This window comes from Xanthomonas sp. NCPPB 2933 (assembly GCF_056725225.1).
In genome coordinates this window covers 1,823,371-1,841,890 of record NZ_CM161518.1, presented here as the reverse complement: position 1 = coordinate 1,841,890, position 18,520 = coordinate 1,823,371, and the positions used below count along the sequence as shown (strand labels likewise).

The 18,520-nt window shown below is 64.3% G+C and carries 17 protein-coding genes; 7 read left to right on the top strand and 10 right to left on the bottom strand.

The features are described 5' to 3' along the window. Nucleotides 1-2 precede the first annotated feature (2 nt). From AC1PLU_RS07360 to gpmA, 4 genes are all read right to left on the bottom strand, one after another. The gene (locus AC1PLU_RS07360) at nt 3-1,565 is read right to left on the bottom strand and encodes a phospholipase D family protein (RefSeq protein ID WP_481108082.1); all 1,563 of its coding nucleotides are present in this window, start codon (nt 1,563-1,565) and stop codon (nt 3-5) included. Between the two features lie 154 nt (nt 1,566-1,719). Continuing rightward, entirely contained in the window at nt 1,720-3,822 is a 2,103-nt protein-coding gene (locus tag AC1PLU_RS07355; RefSeq protein ID WP_481108081.1) for a M13 family metallopeptidase, read from the bottom strand. A 223-nt stretch (nt 3,823-4,045) separates the two neighbouring features. Then, nucleotides 4,046-4,363 (bottom strand): hypothetical protein, encoded by a 318-nt coding sequence (locus AC1PLU_RS07350; RefSeq protein WP_481108080.1) that lies wholly within the window; start codon nt 4,361-4,363, stop codon nt 4,046-4,048. A gap of 157 nt (nt 4,364-4,520) precedes the next feature. Next, nucleotides 4,521-5,270 carry a 2,3-diphosphoglycerate-dependent phosphoglycerate mutase gene (gene gpmA, locus AC1PLU_RS07345; protein WP_023904571.1) on the bottom strand — a complete coding sequence of 250 codons (750 nt, stop codon included), beginning with the start codon at nt 5,268-5,270 and terminating at the stop codon, nt 4,521-4,523. Between gpmA and nfi the strand changes: the two genes are divergently transcribed. From nfi to AC1PLU_RS07330, 3 genes are all read left to right on the top strand, one after another. Then, entirely contained in the window at nt 5,241-6,086 is an 846-nt protein-coding gene (gene nfi / locus AC1PLU_RS07340) for a deoxyribonuclease V (protein WP_481108079.1), read from the top strand. The genes gpmA and nfi overlap by 30 nt on opposite strands. Nucleotides 6,087-6,196: 110 nt before the next feature. Next, nucleotides 6,197-7,087, top strand: a complete 891-nt coding sequence (locus tag AC1PLU_RS07335) for a pirin family protein (RefSeq protein ID WP_481108078.1) — start codon at nt 6,197-6,199, stop codon at nt 7,085-7,087. A gap of 255 nt (nt 7,088-7,342) precedes the next feature. Further along, nucleotides 7,343-7,804 carry a hypothetical protein gene (locus AC1PLU_RS07330; protein WP_481108077.1) on the top strand — a complete coding sequence of 154 codons (462 nt, stop codon included), beginning with the start codon at nt 7,343-7,345 and terminating at the stop codon, nt 7,802-7,804. Between the two features lie 175 nt (nt 7,805-7,979). Here the strand turns inward: AC1PLU_RS07330 and AC1PLU_RS07325 are convergent, their stop codons facing one another. Then, nucleotides 7,980-8,405, bottom strand: a complete 426-nt coding sequence (locus tag AC1PLU_RS07325) for an OsmC family protein (RefSeq protein WP_481095324.1) — start codon at nt 8,403-8,405, stop codon at nt 7,980-7,982. 33 nt (nt 8,406-8,438) lie between these two features. After that, a complete protein-coding gene (locus tag AC1PLU_RS07320) occupies nt 8,439-9,299 on the bottom strand; it encodes a pirin family protein (protein ID WP_481108076.1) in 861 nt (286 codons plus the stop codon). A gap of 254 nt (nt 9,300-9,553) precedes the next feature. Between AC1PLU_RS07320 and AC1PLU_RS07315 the strand changes: the two genes are divergently transcribed. Together AC1PLU_RS07315 and AC1PLU_RS07310 are read left to right on the top strand one after the other, a co-directional pair. Then, on the top strand, nt 9,554-11,626 hold the full coding sequence (locus AC1PLU_RS07315; protein ID WP_168958884.1) for a carbon starvation CstA family protein: 2,073 nt from the start codon (nt 9,554-9,556) through the stop codon (nt 11,624-11,626). After that, complete coding sequence (locus AC1PLU_RS07310; RefSeq protein WP_005926176.1) at nt 11,626-11,850, top strand: YbdD/YjiX family protein; 225 nt, start codon at nt 11,626-11,628, stop codon at nt 11,848-11,850. The genes AC1PLU_RS07315 and AC1PLU_RS07310 overlap by 1 nt, the downstream gene beginning before the upstream one ends. A gap of 652 nt (nt 11,851-12,502) precedes the next feature. Here AC1PLU_RS07310 and AC1PLU_RS07305 read toward each other — a convergent pair. Further along, a complete protein-coding gene (locus AC1PLU_RS07305) occupies nt 12,503-13,207 on the bottom strand; it encodes an HAD family hydrolase (protein WP_162498363.1) in 705 nt (234 codons plus the stop codon). A 234-nt stretch (nt 13,208-13,441) separates the two neighbouring features. Between AC1PLU_RS07305 and AC1PLU_RS07300 the strand changes: the two genes are divergently transcribed. Then, on the top strand, nt 13,442-14,206 hold the full coding sequence (locus AC1PLU_RS07300) for an ankyrin repeat domain-containing protein (RefSeq protein ID WP_481108075.1): 765 nt from the start codon (nt 13,442-13,444) through the stop codon (nt 14,204-14,206). A gap of 36 nt (nt 14,207-14,242) precedes the next feature. After that, nucleotides 14,243-15,439, top strand: coding sequence for a Tle-like phospholipase domain-containing protein (locus tag AC1PLU_RS07295; protein ID WP_481108074.1), 1,197 nt, complete (start codon nt 14,243-14,245; stop codon nt 15,437-15,439). A 45-nt stretch (nt 15,440-15,484) separates the two neighbouring features. Here the strand turns inward: AC1PLU_RS07295 and AC1PLU_RS07290 are convergent, their stop codons facing one another. The 3 genes from AC1PLU_RS07290 to AC1PLU_RS07280 form a co-directional block, all read right to left on the bottom strand. Next, nucleotides 15,485-16,735, bottom strand: a complete 1,251-nt coding sequence (locus AC1PLU_RS07290; RefSeq protein WP_268214565.1) for a DUF819 family protein — start codon at nt 16,733-16,735, stop codon at nt 15,485-15,487. Nucleotides 16,736-16,967: 232 nt separating this feature from the next. Then, nucleotides 16,968-17,183, bottom strand: a complete 216-nt coding sequence (locus AC1PLU_RS07285; protein ID WP_006448858.1) for a hypothetical protein — start codon at nt 17,181-17,183, stop codon at nt 16,968-16,970. A gap of 523 nt (nt 17,184-17,706) precedes the next feature. Next, complete coding sequence (locus AC1PLU_RS07280) at nt 17,707-18,315, bottom strand: nucleotidyltransferase family protein (RefSeq protein ID WP_481108073.1); 609 nt, start codon at nt 18,313-18,315, stop codon at nt 17,707-17,709. Nucleotides 18,316-18,520: the final 205 nt, after the last annotated feature.

Genomic DNA, 18,520 nt, shown 5'->3' with positions numbered 1-18,520 from the left:
CGTTACAGCTGCGACTCCAACGGCAACCAACCCATCACCGTCGCTGCGCCACGCCGCCACACGCTCGCTGCCGGCTCTTGCGACCACACCTCGGGCGGCTGCGCCGCATCGTCGTGCCAGCGCAGCTCGCCCTGGTCCAGGGTCACGCGATAACTCAAGGGCGCGCTGATCTTGCGGTTGTACACCTGCTCCAGTTCCGCGCTGACCGCACGGTCGTCGAACAGCAAACCCATCTCGGTATTGAGGTTCATCGAGCGCGGGTCGAGGTTGAACGAACCGATAAAGCCACTGCTGTCGTCCACCACAAATGCCTTGGTATGCAGGCTGGCACCGCTAGACCCGAACAGGCTGCCGTCCGGCTTGCCCATCGGCTTGAGCTCGTGCAGGCGCACGCCTTGCGTGAGCAAGGGCATGCGGTAATCGGCGTAACCGCTGTGCACCGCCACGACATCATTGGCAGCCAGGGAGTTGGTCAACACGCTGACGCGCACATTGCGCCGACGCAACTCGCCGATCCAGCGCATGCCTTCTTCACCCGGCACGAAATACGGCGAAATCACTTTCAATTCGCGCTGCGCGTGCGCCATCTCGCCGATCAAGGTCGGCGTCATCCAGTCTGCCTGCGGCGGCGCACCCTCGGCCTTTTCCGGCGGATCGGAGACGATGCGCGCCCGATCCAGCCAATGCACCTTGCGCTCGCCCTGCGTCAACGCCTGCACGCTGGGCGATTGACGCAGCCGCTCCACGTAGGGATGCGCGCGTGCCGATTCCAGGCCAGCATCCAGACTGCCGCGCAACGCATCCAATGCCTGCGGTTCTGCTGTCACCAGTGCGGCCAGGGGCAAGGCATTGGGGCTATTCCAGTACGCATCGAACACCTGCTCGGCCTGGCCCACTGCCGGCCCCATCACCGCCGCGTCCATGTCCATGAAATTGGTGTCGCGCGCCGCATCGAAATACTCGTCGCCCACATTGCGGCCACCCACCACCGCGATGCGGCCATCGGCGATCCAGGCCTTGTTGTGCATGCGTCGGTTGATGCTGAACATGCGCAGCACCATCTCCACCCCGCGCATCAATGTGCCTTCGCGCGCACGGGTGGGATTGAACAAGCGGATCTCGATTAGCGGATGACTATCGAGTGCTGCCAGCACCGAATCGCTGCCGTGGATGTTCATGTCGTCCAGCAGCAGGCGCACGCGCACGCCGCGATCGGCCGCGTGCAACAGTTCGTTATGCAGCAGGTTGCCGGTGAAATCGGCATGCCAGATGTAGTACTGCAGATCCAGGCTGCGCCCGGCCGCACGCGCGGTGAGCGCGCGCACCGCGAACGCATCGATATTGTCGGGCAGGATCACCATGCCGGTTTGATCGGCATGCGCCTGCTGCAGCGGCGCGACGACTTGATCGATCGGCGTTGCCAATGCGGTGGCTGGCAACGCATGACTCGCCGGGCCACGCTGGCGATCGGCAAAGCGGCCGTAACCGTATAGCGACAGCACGCTACCCAGCACGAGCACCAGCGCCCCGATGCCGATCCATTTGAAGATGTGTCGCTTTGTCACTGCCGGCCCCGTATTGCAGAGCGCGGCAGTCTAGACGCTGCACACGCATGTCGATGTGCAGACGCAAGCGCACAAGCGAGCTCGACAAACCCCGCAAAAACAGCGGGTTTCCGGCGAGCGCTGCCGCAACAGTGCTCGCCGGATGCAATCACGCTTACCAGATCGCGACGCGATCCTTGTCTCCACGCACCATCGCATCGCCAGGCTTGCACTGGAATGCCTGCGCAAACGCCGGCATGTTCGACGGCGCACCATTGGCGCGGAAATTGGCCGGCGCATGCGGGTCGGTGTTCAAGCGCACGCGCAATTCGCCATCGGTGAAGTTGCGGCGCCACACCGTGGCCCAGTTCATGAAGAAGCGCTGATCCTGCGTATAGCCATCGATCTGTTTGTTGGCGTCCGGCTGTTCCTTCAACGCCATCTGCAAGGCATCGAAGGCCACGGTCAGGCCACCGAGGTCGCCGATGTTTTCGCCCAAGGTCAGCTTGCCTTTGACGTTGACGCCAGGGATCGCCTCGTAGCCATCGAACTGCGCCACCAGCTGATCGGTGCGTTGGGTAAACAGCTTGCGGTCCGCATCGGTCCACCAGGTATCGAAGTTGCCCTTGGCATCGAACTGGCTGCCCGAATCGTCGTAGCCATGCATCATCTCGTGCCCGATCACTGCGCCGATGCCGCCATAGTTCAATGCCGGGTCGGCCTTGGGATCGAAGAACGGCGGCTGCAAAATCGCCGCCGGAAACACGATCTCGTTGCGGGTGGCGTTGTAGTACGCGTTCACCGTTTGCGGGGTCATATGCCACTCGCGCTTGTCGACCGGCTTGCCGATCTTGTCCAGCATGTAGCGATAGTTGAACGCCTGCGCGGCCTGCATATTGGCCAGAAACCCATCGCCACGGGTTTCCAGGCCCGACCAATCGCGCCACTGATCCGGATAGCCGATCTTGGGCGTGAAGCTGGCCCATTTTTCCAGCGCGCGTTGCTTGGTTTCCGCGCTCATCCAGTCGAGTTTTTCCAGCCGCGCCTTGAGCGCAACGGACAGGTTCTGCACCAGCTGCTGCATCTGCTCCCTCGACTCGGCAGAGAACGCAGATTGCACATAAAGCTGACCCAATGCCTCGCCCATCGCCTCGTTGACCGCGTTCAAGGTGCGCTTCCAGCGCGGCAGCATGTCTTTTTGACCACGCAGCGTCTTGGCATAGAAATCGAAGTTGGCCTGCTCGAACGGTTTGGCCAGATACGGCGCCGCCTCATCCACGCTGTGGAAGCGCAGGTACGCCTTCCACGTATCCACCGGCGTATCGGCCAGCATTGCATCGAGCTCGGCGAAGTAGCCCGGCTGGCTCAACGAGAACGTGGCGGCCGGCACATTGAGCTCAGTGAAAAACGCCTGCCAATCGAAGTGCGGCGTCACTGCATTGGCGCCGGCCACATCGACCGGGTTGTAGCGCTTGGCCGGGTCGCGCAGTTCGATGCGCGACAGCGAGGCGTTGGCCAGGCGCGTTTCGAACGCCATCACCGCCTTGGCCTGGGTGGCCGCCTGCGCTGGCGCAACGCCGGACAATTCCAGCACGCGTGCGATGTAGGCCACGTAGTGCTCACGGATCCTGGCCTGCGCCGGATCGGTGTAATAGCCCTTCTCGGGCAGACCCAGACCGCCCTGCCCGGCGTAGGCGATCATCTGCTCGGAATGCTTGTAATCGGCATTGGCGCCGAACGAGAACATGAAGCCCTGGCCCTTGGCATAGCTGTCGCGCAACCACGCGGCGATGGCCGGCGCATCGGTCAGCGCGTCGATGGCCTTCAACTGTGGCTGCAGCGGCGTGATGCCGGCCTTGTCGATCGCCGCTTCGTCCGAGCCGGTGCGCCACAGGTCGGCGATCTTGGCATCCACCGAACCGGCCGACAGATTGCCGCGCGCCAGTTGCTCCACCAGCGCGTGCTGGATGGTCAAGGAGCGCTCGGCCAGCACTTCGAAACTGCCCCAGCTGGTGCGATCGGGCGGCACCGGGTTGGCCTTGAGCCACTTGGCGTTGACGAATCCGTTGAGGTCCTGGCACGCGTTGATGGCCGGATCCAGATCGTTGATGCCGAACGCCACGATCGGCGCATCAAGCTTGGACACATCCACCCTGGTCGGCGCGGCCTGTGGCGCAGTAAACGCCGGCTTTGCAGCGTCATCGGATTTGCCACACGCCGACAGCATCACCGCGATGGCCACCGCAAGCGATAGCGGGGCGAACTTGCTCAACATCATTGAATTCTCCAAGGCACAAGACCGCGTCATGCGCAGTCGAAAAGTAGGCGATCGTCCGAAAGACAACCACGCAAGTCATTGCAGCGACACCACGACGCCCTGACGTCAGAGATCGCGCTCTGGGGAAAAATCATCTATGCGCCATCCAACCGGGCGCTCATGACGTGCTGTCGTCAACTGATCGAACGCTGCCTTCCGGCGCATGACGCGCCATTGAGTGCAGTTACTTGCGTGCGTAAAACGGTGCCATCAACAGATACACCGGATACGCCAATACCATCAGCACCAGCGCGACCTCATGCCCAGAGGCCGCATCGGCCCAGGATTCCATCTGCCGCGACGGCCCAAACAGCCCGAACGCCAGCAGCAACACCCCAACCACGCAGATCAGCAGCGCCACCCCCATCGCCGGACCGGACACACGGCCATTGGCCAGCACGCCGAACGCACCGCCCCCACCGGCCAACAGCAGCCCCAACGTCACCAGATACGCGCGGCAATAGGTGGGACTCATCTGCTGCGTTTTACGTTTGCCGGACATCATGTCTCCCCTGCAAGAACACACGCATGCGGTGCCTGTTCGATCCACGAAGCGGCACCGCTCACGTTACAAACCCGCACGCGTCACACGACCGCGCGGTGTGAAACCCGCGACGCGCTACGCGCACTGCACGCAGCGCAGCCAGCGAACGCCGTGCTTACTTCGCCTTGCCCTGGTTTGCCACCGCTTCGGCAGCGCGCTTGGCCGCTTCCGGGTCGCCCAGGTAGCGGAAGCTCTGCACCTGCAGCTCGTCGTCCAGTTCGAACAACAACGGAATGCCGGTCGGGATGTTGAGCTCCAGGATCTGCTCGTTGGAGACGTCATTGAGGTACTTGTACAGCGCGCGCAGCGAGTTGCCGTGCGCGGTCACCAGCACGGTCTGCCCGGCCTTCAACTGCGGCGCGATCGCGTCATGCCAGTACGGCAGCACGCGCACCAGCGTGGTCGCCAGTGATTCGGTGCCCGGCAATGCGTTGCGATCCAGCGTGGCGTAACGGCGGTCGTGACATGGATGACCCGGATCGTTGACGTCCATCGCCGGCGGCGGAATGTCGTAGGAACGGCGCCAGATCTTGACCTGTTCCTCGCCGTGCTTGGCGGCGGTTTCGGCCTTGTCCAAGCCTTGCAAGCCGCCGTAATGACGCTCGTTGAGGCGCCAGCTCTTGGACACCGGCAGCCAGTCCTGATCGAGTTCCTTCAATGCGCCCTGCAACGTGTGGATGGCGCGTTTGAGCACCGAGGTGTGGGCCACATCGAACTGCAGGCCCTCGTCCTTCATCAGCTTGCCGGCGGTGGCGGCTTCCTGGCGGCCCTGCTCGGTGAGTTCCACATCCACCCAGCCGGTGAAACGGTTGTCCAGATTCCATTGGCTCTGGCCATGGCGCAGCAGTACGAGTTTGCGGGTCACTCAGGTTCTCCGATGGGGGCCGATCAGTCTGCGATTGTAGCGGCAGCCAGCGCATCGCTGGCGTGCACGAGATCGCCACGTGCGGCGCGCGATGCTGTGACCATGCAAGCGACGAACACTCCCGTCTTTGCCGGTTGGGACGGCAGCATCCTCCAGGCAAGACAGTTGCAACAGCAACTGGCACAGCGCGTGGTGTTACAGGATCAAGTCAGTACGGCACCGCAGGTGCTGGCCGGTTTCGACGTCGGCTTCGAAGACGATGGCCAGACCACGCGCGCCGCAGCGGTGCTGCTGGATGCGCACACCCTGCTGCCGCTGGAAACGCATGTAGCGCGCTTGCCCACCTCGATGCCGTATGTGCCCGGCCTGCTCAGTTTCCGCGAACTGCCTGCGTTGCTGCAGGCACTGGCGTTGCTCTCGCGCACGCCGGATCTGGTCTTTATTGACGGCCAGGGCATTGCGCATCCACGCAAGCTGGGCATCGCAGCGCATTTCGGCGTGGTGACCGGGCTGCCCTGCATCGGTGTGGCCAAGCAGCGCCTGGCCGGCAGTTTTACCGAACCCGGACCCGAGCGCGGCGAGCACAGCCCGATACTGCTCGGCGGCGCGCAGATCGGCTGGGCGCTGCGCAGCAAGCCGCGCTGCAACCCGCTGATCGTCTCGCCCGGGCATCGTGTCTCCATGCAGGGCGCGCTCGCGTGGACACTGCGCACGCTGCGCGCGTATCGCCTGCCCGAGCCCACGCGTCTGGCCGACCGGCTGGCCTCGCGGCGCGGCGAGGTCATGTCCGACGTGCAAGGCGACCTGCTGGGCTGACCGCCGGCGCAGGCAACAACGCGGAACGTACCGTCTTGCCCAGCCACTCGGCCGCCATCGCGCGCGCGTGCGAAGCTTGCGCTCTCCTTCGATCGCCACGAGCCGCCGCCATGAATACGATCATCGCTCCACGCGTCCATGACATCGGCGGGCTGGAAGTTCGCCGCGCCGTGCCCACCCTCCAGGCGCGCAGCATCGGCCCGTTCGTGTTCGTCGACCAGATGGGCCCGGCCGTGCTGGAACCGGATCACGGCATCGACGTGCGCCCGCATCCGCATATCGGCCTGGCCACGGTCACCTTCCTGTGGTCCGGCGAGATCGGCCACCGCGACACGCTCGGCTCCGATCAGGTGATCCGCGCCGGCGACGTCAACTGGATGACCGCCGGCCGCGGCATCGCCCATTCCGAACGCACGCCCGGCCCCGAGCGCGCCCGCGAGCATACGTTGCACGGCATGCAGACCTGGGTCGCGCTGCCGCGCTCGGCCGAAGAAACCGCACCGGCGTTCTACCACCATGCCGCCGCCAGCTTGCCGCAACAACGCCGCGCTGGCGCCTTGCTGCGCGTGATCGCCGGGCGTGCCTACGGCGAAGAATCGCCGGTCAAGGTCTTCAGCGACACGCTCAACGTGGCGATCGATCTGCAGGCCGATGCCGAAATCGACCTGGACACCGGCCACCTCGAACGCGCGCTCTACATTCTCGAAGGCGATGCGCAACTGGATGGCGCGGATGTTCCTGCCCGCCATCTGATTATCCCCTCGCCCGGCGCGCGCGGACGGCTGCGTGCCAAGACACCGGTCAAGGCGATGTTGCTCGGCGGCGAGCCGTTGGATGGCCCGCGTCACCTGTGGTGGAACTTCGTGTCCAGCTCCAAGGAGCGCATCGAGCAGGCCAAAGACGACTGGCAGGCCGGTCGTTTCGGCAGCATTCCCGGCGACGACAAGGAATTCATTCCATTGCCGGAGACCCCGGCGCCCAAGCCGGTCAATTATCCCTGAAGACAGCGATGCGGGCGCGGCGATGCGCCAAGTCTCGAATCGATCCCGAAGCGCGAGTGCCCCTGCGCACAGCCAATTCCAGCCATGTTTGCGACCACGCTTGAGCTTGCAGACAAAACTGTGGTAGTGATGTCGCTCTAGGTCGGGGGCATGTTGCGTGCGAGTCACAGCCGGGCGGGGAGCGCACGGGCTGTTACGACGACACGCTGGAAGGCATCGCCCCTGCGCAGTCATCCATCGCCGGGGAACACTTGAATGAAGTCCGCATCCTGCCTTGTCGGCCTGAGCTTGCTGTTGGCCACCGCCACCGCTTACGCACAAACCTCGCCGGTCTGCCCGCCACTGCCGCCGGCCTCTGGCCTGCAATGGAACGAACTCGCAGGCGCCGACTATCTGGTCTGCAAGGCCGTGACGGCCGACGGTCGCCAGGTCGTGGGCGTCATGCTCACCACCCGCGACCCGGCAATGACGCTGGCACGCGACCGACGCGCGGAAAAAGGCCAGATCCAGCAGGAAGACTTTTACTGGTACAAGCTCGATCTGGGCGGCCGTCAGCTGCCGGGCATGGAATCGCGCCGCGTCACCGTGGTCGAGCTGGGCAAGAAGCGCTACGCGCAGCTGTGGATCGACGGCGCCAATACCGAAGAGCTGGCCTTGATGCAGTCGCTGGTGCAGAACATGGATCTGCAGCCGGCCAGCCTGGCGTTGCAGCGCTGACGCACCTCGCTTCGCAGCGCTGCCTCCTCATGCCGCATTGAGGAAGTTGCGGCAGGCCGGTTTGCCCGGCCCCTTGCTGGTCGCTTCTATCGCACCTGCCTGCAAGCGATCTTGCTGGCCTAAGGCGCACTCCGCGCCTGCATCCTTGCGACAGCCGCGCGGCATTTCGGCACGCTTACCTTGCGGCGTCACCTGCTTCGGTCCGCAGCTGCAGTTGGCTGTCGATCAGCACCTGCCCTGTCAGCAGCCGATGGATGGGGCACTTGTCGGCCACTTCCATCAAGCGCGTGCGCTGATCCTCATCCAGCGCACCGTCGAGCACGATCTCACGCGTGATCACCGTGCCCGCAGCGCCGCGCTGGGTGTAATGCAGATGCACGTGCACCGCCGTCAGCGGCCACTGCTTGCGCGCCGCCACCATCGACACCGTGATCGCAGTGCAGGCCCCCAACGCGCCCAACACCTGCGACTCGGGATCCGGCCCGGCGTCGGCGCCGCCGTTGGCCGGCTGGGTGTCGCCGCTCCAGGTATGCCGACCGTCGTGGATGCTAACGGTGTACGGCACTGCGCCGGTGCTGACGCTGACGGGTCTGTCACTCATGACGCTCTCCCACGGGGGCTCGAGCGGGCCGGTTCAAAACCGACCCTCCTGAAAATCGACGAAGGCCTGCATCAATTCCTGCTTGGTATTCATCACGAACGGGCCGTGCCGCATCACCGGCTCGTTGAGCGGGCGGCCCGCGACCAGGATCAGCTGCGCACCCTCGGCACCGGCGTGCAGCGTCAAACGCTCGCCACCGCCCAGCACCGCCAGTTCCTGTGCCGGCAGCGCGCGCGAAGCATCGCCCTCGCCCACCGTCACCGCGCCTTCGAAGGCATACGCGAATGCGTTGTGCCCGCTGGGCAGCACGTAATCCCAGCTGACGTTCGGCGCGAGTGCGATATCCAGATACAGCGGGTCGGTGGCGGGTTGCACGATCGGCCCGCGCACCTCGCCGACGGTTCCGGCGATCACCTTGACCGTCACACCGGGCGCCGGCTGCGCCACCGGAATGCTCTCCGGTGCGTATTCCTGATACTTGGGCTCGGTCATCTTGTCGCGCGCCGGCAGGTTCACCCACAGCTGGAAGCCGCGCATGCGCCCGGACTCCTGCTCGGGCATTTCCGAATGGATCAGCCCGCGCCCGGCGGTCATCCACTGCACGCTGCCCGGGGTCAGCAGGCCCTCGTTGCCGTGGTTGTCCTTGTGCCGCATGCGTCCGTCAAGCATGTAGGTCACCGTCTCGAAGCCGCGATGCGGGTGGCTGGGAAACCCGGCCAGATAGTCTTCGGCCTTGTCGGTGCCGAACTCGTCCAGCATCAGAAACGGGTCCAGGTCCGGCAGCTGCTGGGTGCCGATCACGCGGGTCAGCTTGACCCCGGCTCCGTCGGAGGTGGGCATGCCGCGAATCGTGCGCAGCACTTGGACTGCTGCGGTGGTGGAGGTGGCGCTCATCGAACTCTCCCTGTGCGGATTGAATAGCCTCACATGATGGATGCGCGCGACAGGCGTCCCAACCGCGGCCGGCGCAACCGATCGTTCTATTGCCTGGCTGCCGCGTCCGGCTGCTGCGCCTGGCTGCCACGTCGCGATCGCCCAGTGCAGCCAAGACGCTCTACAACTAAAGTTTTACCCCGGCCCGGAACGGCGCCATTGACCACAGGCAGGCAGGGGGTGACCCTTAAGTGAATCGTTCCTGAGGGGCATGCATGAAAGGGTTCTCGAAGTTGGCCTGGGGCGCGCTGGCGCTGCTGGCCGCATTCTGTCTGGGTACCGTGGCGCTAAGGCGCGGCGAACATATCAACGCGTTGTGGATCGTGGTTGCCGCCGTCTCGATCTATCTGATCGCCTACCGGTTCTACAGTCTGTTCATCGCCGACAAGGTGATGCAGCTGGATATCACCCGCGCCACGCCGGCAGTGAGCAACAACGACGGCCTGGACTACGTGCCCACCAACAAGCATGTGCTGTTTGGCCACCACTTCGCCGCGATTGCCGGCGCCGGGCCCTTGGTCGGCCCGGTGCTTGCCGCACAGATGGGCTACCTGCCCGGGCTGCTGTGGCTGGTGGTCGGCGTGGTGTTTGCCGGCGCAGTGCAGGACTTCGTGGTGCTGTTTCTGTCCAGCCGCCGCAACGGCCGCTCGCTGGGCGATCTGGTGCGCGAGGAAATGGGCCAGGTGCCCGGCACCATTGCCTTGTTCGGCGCCTTCCTGATCATGATCATCATCCTGGCGGTGCTGGCGATGGTGGTGGTCAAGGCATTGGCGGAAAGCCCGTGGGGCATGTTCACGGTGATCGCCACGATGCCGATCGCGCTGATGATGGGCGTGTACATGCGCTACATCCGGGTCGGCAAGATCGGCGAGATTTCGGTGGTCGGGCTGATCCTGTTGCTGGGCGCAATCTGGCTGGGCGGCAAGGTTGCCGCCGACCCGAGCTGGGGCCCGGCCTTCACCTTCACCGCCAAGCAGATCACCTGGATGCTGATCGGCTATGGCTTCGTCGCCTCGGTGTTGCCGGTGTGGCTGCTGCTGGCCCCGCGCGATTATCTGTCCACCTTCCTCAAGATCGGCACGATCCTGGCGCTGGCGATAGGCATCCTGGTGGTCATGCCGGACCTCAAGATGCCGGCCCTGACCCAGTTCGCCTCCACCGGCGATGGCCCGGTGTGGAAGGGCGGCATCTTCCCGTTCCTGTTCATCACGATTGCGTGTGGCGCAGTCTCCGGCTTCCACGCGTTGATCGCCTCGGGCACCACGCCCAAGCTGCTCGCCAACGAAGGCCATATGCGCTACATCGGCTATGGCGGCATGTTGATGGAATCGTTTGTGGCGGTGATGGCGCTGGTGGCCGCATCGATCATCGAGCCGGGCATCTACTTCGCGATGAACAGCCCTGCTTCGCTGGTCGGCAGCGATACCGTGGCGGTGGCGGCCAAAGTCTCCGAATGGGGCTTTGCGATCACTCCCGAGATTTTGGAAGCCACCGCAAAGGACATCGGCGAGCACAGCATCCTGGCACGCGCCGGTGGTGCGCCCACACTGGCCGTGGGTATCGCGCAGATCCTGCACCAGCTGCTGCCGGGCGAAGACACCATGGCGTTCTGGTACCACTTCGCCATCCTGTTCGAAGCGCTGTTCATCCTCACCGCGGTGGATGCGGGTACGCGCGCGGGCCGCTTCATGCTGCAGGACCTGCTGGGCAACTTCATCCCGGCATTGAAGAAGACCGAGTCGTGGACCGCCAACATTATCGCCACCGCCGGGTGCGTGGCGCTGTGGGGGTATCTGCTTTACACCGGCGTGATCGATCCGTTCGGCGGCATCCAGACCTTGTGGCCGTTGTTCGGCATTTCCAACCAGATGCTGGCCGGGATCGCGCTGATGCTGGGCACGGTAGTGTTGTTCAAGATGAAGCGCGACCGCTACGCCTGGGTCACCATCGTGCCGGCGCTGTGGTTGCTGATCTGCACCACGTATGCAGGGCTGATCAAGATCTTCGACAGCAACCCGGCGCAGGGTTTCCTGGCGCAGGCGCACAAGTATCAGGACGCGATCGCCAGCAACACCATCACCGCGCCGGCCAAGACGGTGGCGCAGATGCAGCAGATCGTCACCAACGCCTACGTCAACACCGGGCTGACGGTGCTGTTCCTGTTCGTGGTGGGCTCGATCCTGATCTACGCGGTCAAGACCATCGTGATTGCGCGCCGCAACCCGCAACGCAGCGATCGCGAAACCCCGTACGTGGCGCTGCAGCCACACCAGATGGCGGACCTGTAATGGGCACCCAACTCGTACTTGCCAGCCAATACCAGGTGCATCGCCGCATCTGGCGACGCCTGATCCAGACCGCACGCCTGTGCTGCGGCATTCCCGATTACGACAACTACGTGCGCCACATGCTGGAAAAACATCCCGACAAACCGGTGATGGACTACCCGGCCTTCTTCCGCGAGCGCCAGGACGCGCGGTACGGCGGCAAGAGCGGGTTTCGTTGCTGTTGATCGGTGATCAGTTGATCAAGAAGTAGAAACGCAACAGGGCGCGATGCGAATCGCGCCCTGTTGCGTTGATGTGGACGCGAGATCGCGGTTTTCTTTACGCGATTGGACATTTCGGTAGATTGGTTGCAGCGCGGTTGATCTGCGAATTTGCTGCAGGGCCCTTGCCCGCTCACCATCGCGGGAAACGCCGCAAGCTGACAGGCTGATCTGTGGCTTGGCTGCAGGGCCCTTGCCCGCCCACCGTCGCGGGACACGCCGCAAGTACGTCCATGTAGGCTCTTACGCGGCATCCATGCCGCGTAAGGTCCCGCGACGGTGGGCGGGCAAGGACCAGTCGAGATGGTCGGTGTGCAGGGTGCAAGCAATGCATGAGGCGCTTCTAATTCGCTAACTCTCCTGTTGTTGCGACCCGCACCAGTAAGCCAATGCAACTAGCGAGATGGCCCGCTTTTCACCTAGCTACCGACCAACTCTCTGGTGCGGTGTCCTCGCCGCTTGCGGGACCGTGTGGCGGCATGGATGCCGCCACCGAGCCTACATGGACGTACTTGCGGCGTGTCCCGCAAGCGGTGAGGGCACCGCGCGCTCGACTAACCAGGCTCTTGATCTAACGCATTTGACTGCAGCCAAACCAAGCGACGACTCGACATCCTCAGCCAGCGCGCTTTTGCGCGAGCCGCTCGAACAACGCAGGCAGATCGCGCATATCGTCGAACACCTCCAGCACGCCGATCCGTCGCAGGGTGTCGCCGTGCCCTTGCGGAATATGGCTGGCACCGGTAAAGCCCAGTACCTGCATGCCCGCCGCCAATGCGGCGGTTGCGCCGGTAGGGCTGTCTTCGATCACCAGACAGCGCTGCGGCGCCACGCCCAGTGTGCGGGCGGCCAGCAGATAGACATCCGGCGCCGGCTTGGGCCGCTCCACCATATCGGCACTGAAGATATTGCCTGCCGCGCGTGCGGTGAGCCCGACGCGTTCGACCGAGGCGATCACATTGTGGCGGCGGCTGTTGGAGGCTACCGCCAGCGGCAACGGGATCTGTTCCAGCGCGGCACGTGCGCCGGCAATCGGCTGCACCTGCGCCTTGATCAAGGCTTCGCTGCGCGCCTGAATCTGTGCCAGCAACGTCTCTGGCAACTGCACCGAGAAATGCTCCTGCACCCGCAACAACACCTCATGCGTGGTCTGCCCGAACGTGGTCCCCAGCAAATGCTCCAATGCCTCGGCAGGCACGAATGTTGCCAGTGCCTCACGCATCACTTGGTCGGCCAGTATCTCGCTGTCGACAAGCACACCATCGCAATCGCTGATCAGTAAGTCGTAGACCATTGCACCCATCTGCTCGCAAAGCGCCATTATGCCGGCCGGGTTGTGACCGTTGGCTGTGGCCGGTTGTACGCGTGCGAGATGCCCGTCGTGATGCACAGACCAACGAGCAGCGGCAAGCGGGCTGAACAAGTGAAATCCGCAGCGCCGGCGCATGTCACACAATCTTACCGCGCGTCCTTCAGGCAGCTGGTAGGATCGGCCCCGCTGCGGAAGGACTTCACGCAGCGTCATCAGGAATGCGATCAGGAGAAGGAGATTTCGATGCAACCGCGATTCCCTGCCCTGCTCGTTCTTGCGACCTCGTTTCTCGCGGTCTCATGCACCGCCTCGCCCGGTGCCAAGGAGCAAACCACCATGTCAGCTACGCTGCAGGATCACACCGTCGCCTTCCGCGACCCCAGTCTGACCGACATCGCCAAGGCCATCGCGCATGGTGACGTCGCCCGAATTAGTGCACTCGCCCTCACTGTCGATCTTGCCGCACACGGCGATCAGAACGTCACCTTGCTGGAGTGGGCGATCTGGAACGAACAACCACGCGCACTGGCCGCATTGCTCGACGCCGGCGCAGATCCCTCATTGCCGGGCATGGACCAGGAAACGGTCGTACACATGGCCGCGATGGCGCAGGACCCGGAGTATCTGAAGGTGCTGCTGCAGCACAAGGCGCCGATCGATGTAGTTAGCGCGCGTGCCGGCTGGACGCCGTTGTTCCGCGCCGTGCAGAGCAAGCGCGATGCGCAGATCGGCCTGTTGATCGAGGCGGGCGCCGATGTGCAGCGTGTCGACCACACCGGCAACAGCGTGCTGCATCTGGCCGCACAGAGCGGCGCGGCAAGTCCTGCAGTGCTGCAATTGCTCAAGGCTGGTGTGGACCCCACGCTGCGCAACGCGCAGCAGAAAACCTTCCAGGCGTATTTCTTCACCACCCCGGATCGCCTGCTCAATGCCGCGGGCCAGCAGGTCAGGTCGGACGTACGCGCATGGTTGAGCGCGCACAACATTCCCGTGGAAAGCAGCCGCTAAGCGGGCTTTTCGCACGACGAACGCAAGGAGCCGCGCATGAGCCCGTCAAATCCCATTGATTCCTCCACTCCGTTCGCAGAGTCGATCCGCGGACAACAGCCACGCCCTGAAGACCAACAGTTTCCGGCAGTGCTGCAAGACCTCTACGCGACTGCCTCGCAGCGACGCGAAGGCAGCGCTGAAACTTTTACGCACCTGCCCAATGGCTGGACGCGCATGGACGACAGCACGCTGCAACGGGCAGGTATCGACCCCAGTTTGCTGCACGATGCTAAAAGCGGTTTCGATGCCGCGTTCTACCTCAATGATCAAGGCAACGTGGTGCTCGGCTTTTGCGGCACCGACGAAGGCAAGGACTGGAAGCACAACATCGGCCAGGGCCTGGGCTTCGACGATGCGCAGTACGCCTCCGCAATTCAACTCGGCAGCCAGGCCAGGCAGGCATTTGGCGACCAGGTGGTGATCACCGGTCACTCGCTCGGCGGCGGTCTGGCGGCGGCATCGGCGATGGTCAACGACATTCCCGCCGTGACCTACAACGCCGCAGGCGTCAACGACCGCACGCTGGAGCGGCAAGGTCTGGATGCATCGGCGGCCAAGGAGTACGCCGGCAGCGAATTGATCCGCGGCTATCACGTCAAGAACGAGATCCTCACCCATCTGCAGGAAGACAGCATCCCGTTGAAGTGGGCGATGCCCAATGCGGCCGGCCATCAGATCGAGCTTCCGGAGCCGGACCCGTTGTCGTTCGGGCGACGCCTGGTGCCAGGGATGATGTTGATGCACCGCATGGACCTGCACGGCATGGACTCGGTGATCAAGGCGCAGGACATGCAGTCGCCGAGGCAGGCGCAGGGCACGACCCTGCACACCGGCAGCCAGCTATTCAACGACGCAGTGGTGCAGCTGGACAGCCAGCGCGAGCGACTGGGGCTGCGCGACGACACCGCGTTTCTCAACACGGCCGCCAGCGTGGCCGCGCGCGCAAGCAGCGATGGCCTACAGCGGATCGATCACCTGGTCCCCAGCCGCGAAGGCGACAGCCTGTTCGCGGTGCAAGGCCGCATGGACGACCCGACCCATCTGCGCAGCCAGGTGCAGACCGCGGCGGCGGCCAACGAACCGGCGCAAGGCAATGTCGGCCAGCTGCAGCAACACAACCAGCAGCAGGCGCAATTTCAATCGCAGCCGCCCTCCCCGCAGCAGGAAGAGCATCGCCGCCTGATCCAGTAGTCGTCGTTGCCAGTCTCCGGGCACTGGCGCGCGCCAGTGCCCGGCTCAGCCCGCGCCCGCCATCGCGCGCAAGGTAATCCCAACCAGATAGGCCAGATAGGTGCCGGTGGCATAGCCCATCGTGCCGAGCAGCACACCAACCGGCGCCAGTGCCGGGTGGAAGGCCGCAGCGACCACCGGCGCCGACGCCGGGCCACCGATGTTGGATTGCGAGCCGATTGCGAAATAGAAGAACGGCACCCGCAGCAACCGGCCCAGACCCCACAGCAGCGCGATATGCACAGCGATCCAGATCAGCCCGAGCAGGAACAGCCATGGCCGGTCCAGCAGCGCCAGCAGATCCATCTGCATGCCGATGCAGGCGATCAGGAAGTACAGCAGCAGCGTGCCGATTTTGGAGGCGCCAGCCCCTTCCAGCGTACGGGCGCGGGTGAAGCTCAGCAGCAAGCCCAGGCTGGTCGCCAGCACCACCACCCAGACGAACGGGGTGTCCAGACTGAACTGGCTGGCCCAGCTCAGGTTGGCCTTGCACCATGCCGCGAGCGGATTGGCCAGCGCATGCGCCAGGCCGACGCCGCCGAACGCCACCGCCACGATCACCATCAAATCGGCCAGCGTGGGAATGCGCGCGTGTTCGGCCTGGAAGCGCGCCATGCGCTCCTGCAAGGCATCCAGCGCCCGGGTATCGGCGCCGCTACGCGCATCGATGTTGCGCGCGCGCCCGGCCAGGAAGATCAGCACCGCCATCCACACATACCCGACACCGACATCGACCACCGCAAACTGGCCGAAGGTGGTGGCATCCACATCGAAGACTTCGCGCATTGCCAGCATGTTGGCGCCGCCGCCGATCCAGCTGCCGGCCAGCGCGGCCATGCCGGCCCAGGTATCGCCCGCCACGGTGGCCGGATGCAACCAGCGCATCACCCAGAACGCGACCACCGCACCCAGCATGATGCTCAGCGACGCGCCCAGGTACATGGCGACCAGCTTTGGCCCCAGCCCCAGGATTGCGCGCAGGTCGATACTTAGCGTAAGCAGGATCAGCGCCGCCGGCAGCAGCACGTCGCGGGCGATCGGGTTGTACAGACGGGTGTTGGCACCGTCGATCAGGCCGACGGTGTTGTAGATGCCCGGCAGCAGATAGCACAGCAACAAGGCCGGCACCACGGCATAGAAACTCCGCCACGGGCCGCGCTCGCGCGAGGAGGTCCAGAACACCGCCCCCAAGGTGGCGGCAATCAAGCCGAAGACGACGATATCGTTTTGGATCAGCGCAGAACCGGCGACATTCACTACGGGCGGACATCCAGAAAGTGGCCGCCAATGCGCGGATCGACCAACAGCGGCCGATGGCATGAATCTAGCCGACCCGGGCCTCTACGCACACCCTGCTATCGATGTTGACATCAGCATCGTCACTACGAGCTTGCCGCAGAGATGATTCGCGGGCTGTGCGGGAAAGCCAATCGCCGATGTCGCAGATGTAAAGCGAACAGAGGTCGTTCTAGATGTTTGTCAGACGCTCTCAGCCATACCGCCGCACCACGCGTTCGCCCTCGGCGGTCTTCAACACCACGCCGCTGGGCTGGCCAGTGGTCAGGCAATGCAGTCTGGCCATCACCTCGGCGTTTTCCAACGCGCCCTGCTCGCGCAGATAACGCAGCGGCGACCACTGCGGCCGGGTGACCCACCAGCCGCCTTGCTCGGGATGGATGCGTACAACGTAGCGGGACTCGTCCATCAGGCCTCCGGCCGGTGCGTGCAGCGATCGAACGATGGTGCGTAACGCGTGCGAGCTATCGCAGCGCGCTGCGCGTGGGAACGCGTTCTCCCATCAGCATGCCGACGTGCCCTTACTCAAGGGGCCGCGGGAGAGTGGCCAAGGGCCCCGCGTCCGGCATAGCCAGAATGTTCTTTCGATTATGGGAATACCGTCGGGTGGACACTGGCAGTGCGGTAGGAAAATTCTTACATGACACCGGTCAGGCGCAGCGCTACAGTCGATCCCGAGCGGCGAACAGACGTCGCGAGCAGCCGTCAGGTAGCGCGGACGGTGGCAGCGGGGAGGTCAATCGCGCTTGGGAAGTGCCTCGGGGGAGGAGTTGCATGCATCTGCTCAGGAAGTTCCAGTTTCCGGTCAAGTCCGCGCTGGTGGTGGGTTATGTCCTGGTGATCCGGGAAGCGATCGTCTTGTGGTCGTGAGTACGTCAGGCCTCTGACGCTCAGGCTGCCGCATCGCGCGGACCGAGACCCGTCATGGCGTCTCAGTCCGCGTCCACCCAGCCACGCTGTTGTGCGGCTGCCAGGTCGGCGGGCGTGTCCACGTCCAGGGCAAGTGCCGGTGCGCTCACACAGCCCAGCGTCTGCACGTCCAGGCTGGCGAACAGGCCGCGCAGGCCGCTATCGGCCTGCAACGGCACATCTGCCCACGCGGCATGCGTCACCACTGCGGGGATGCCACGTACCCCGGCGTAGCCGCTGGTGGCGCACCCCGAGGCTGCATGACCGGCCTCTTCGAGTAGCGCACGCAGATGCGGTGCGTCCAGCGCGGGTTGGTCGCAGCCCAGGATCAGGCTGCGCCGCAGCGTTGTGTCGTCCTGCACGTAGTGCCGTAGCGCGGCCAGGCTGGAGCCCATGCCTGCAGACCAGTCGCCGTGCCGCAGCACTTCCACCTCCAGACCTTGCAGGACATCGGTCAGTGCATCGGCCTCTGCGCCCAGCACCACCACGCAACGGCGCGGTGAGGTCTGCAGCGCGAGACGCGCGAAGCGACGCAACAGTGGCTCGCCATCGCGCATCAGCAATTGTTTTACCCGGCCCAGACGACGGCCGGCGCCTGCGGCGAGTATCAGTGCAGCATGATCGCTGCTCATGCGCTCGATGCCGTCGTGCGTGGCGAAGAACCTCGCGGTATCGGCTGTGAATCGCGTCGTGAACGGCTTATCTGCCCACTGCAAATGGGTGCCCTGCTTGCACGCGACAGACCTTGGTCAGCGTCGCGAGATGCGTCGTCATCGTGATCAGAAAATACGGTCATGGCGACGTCGCGCGTAGTGGAGATGCGCTCAGCGTAGAGAT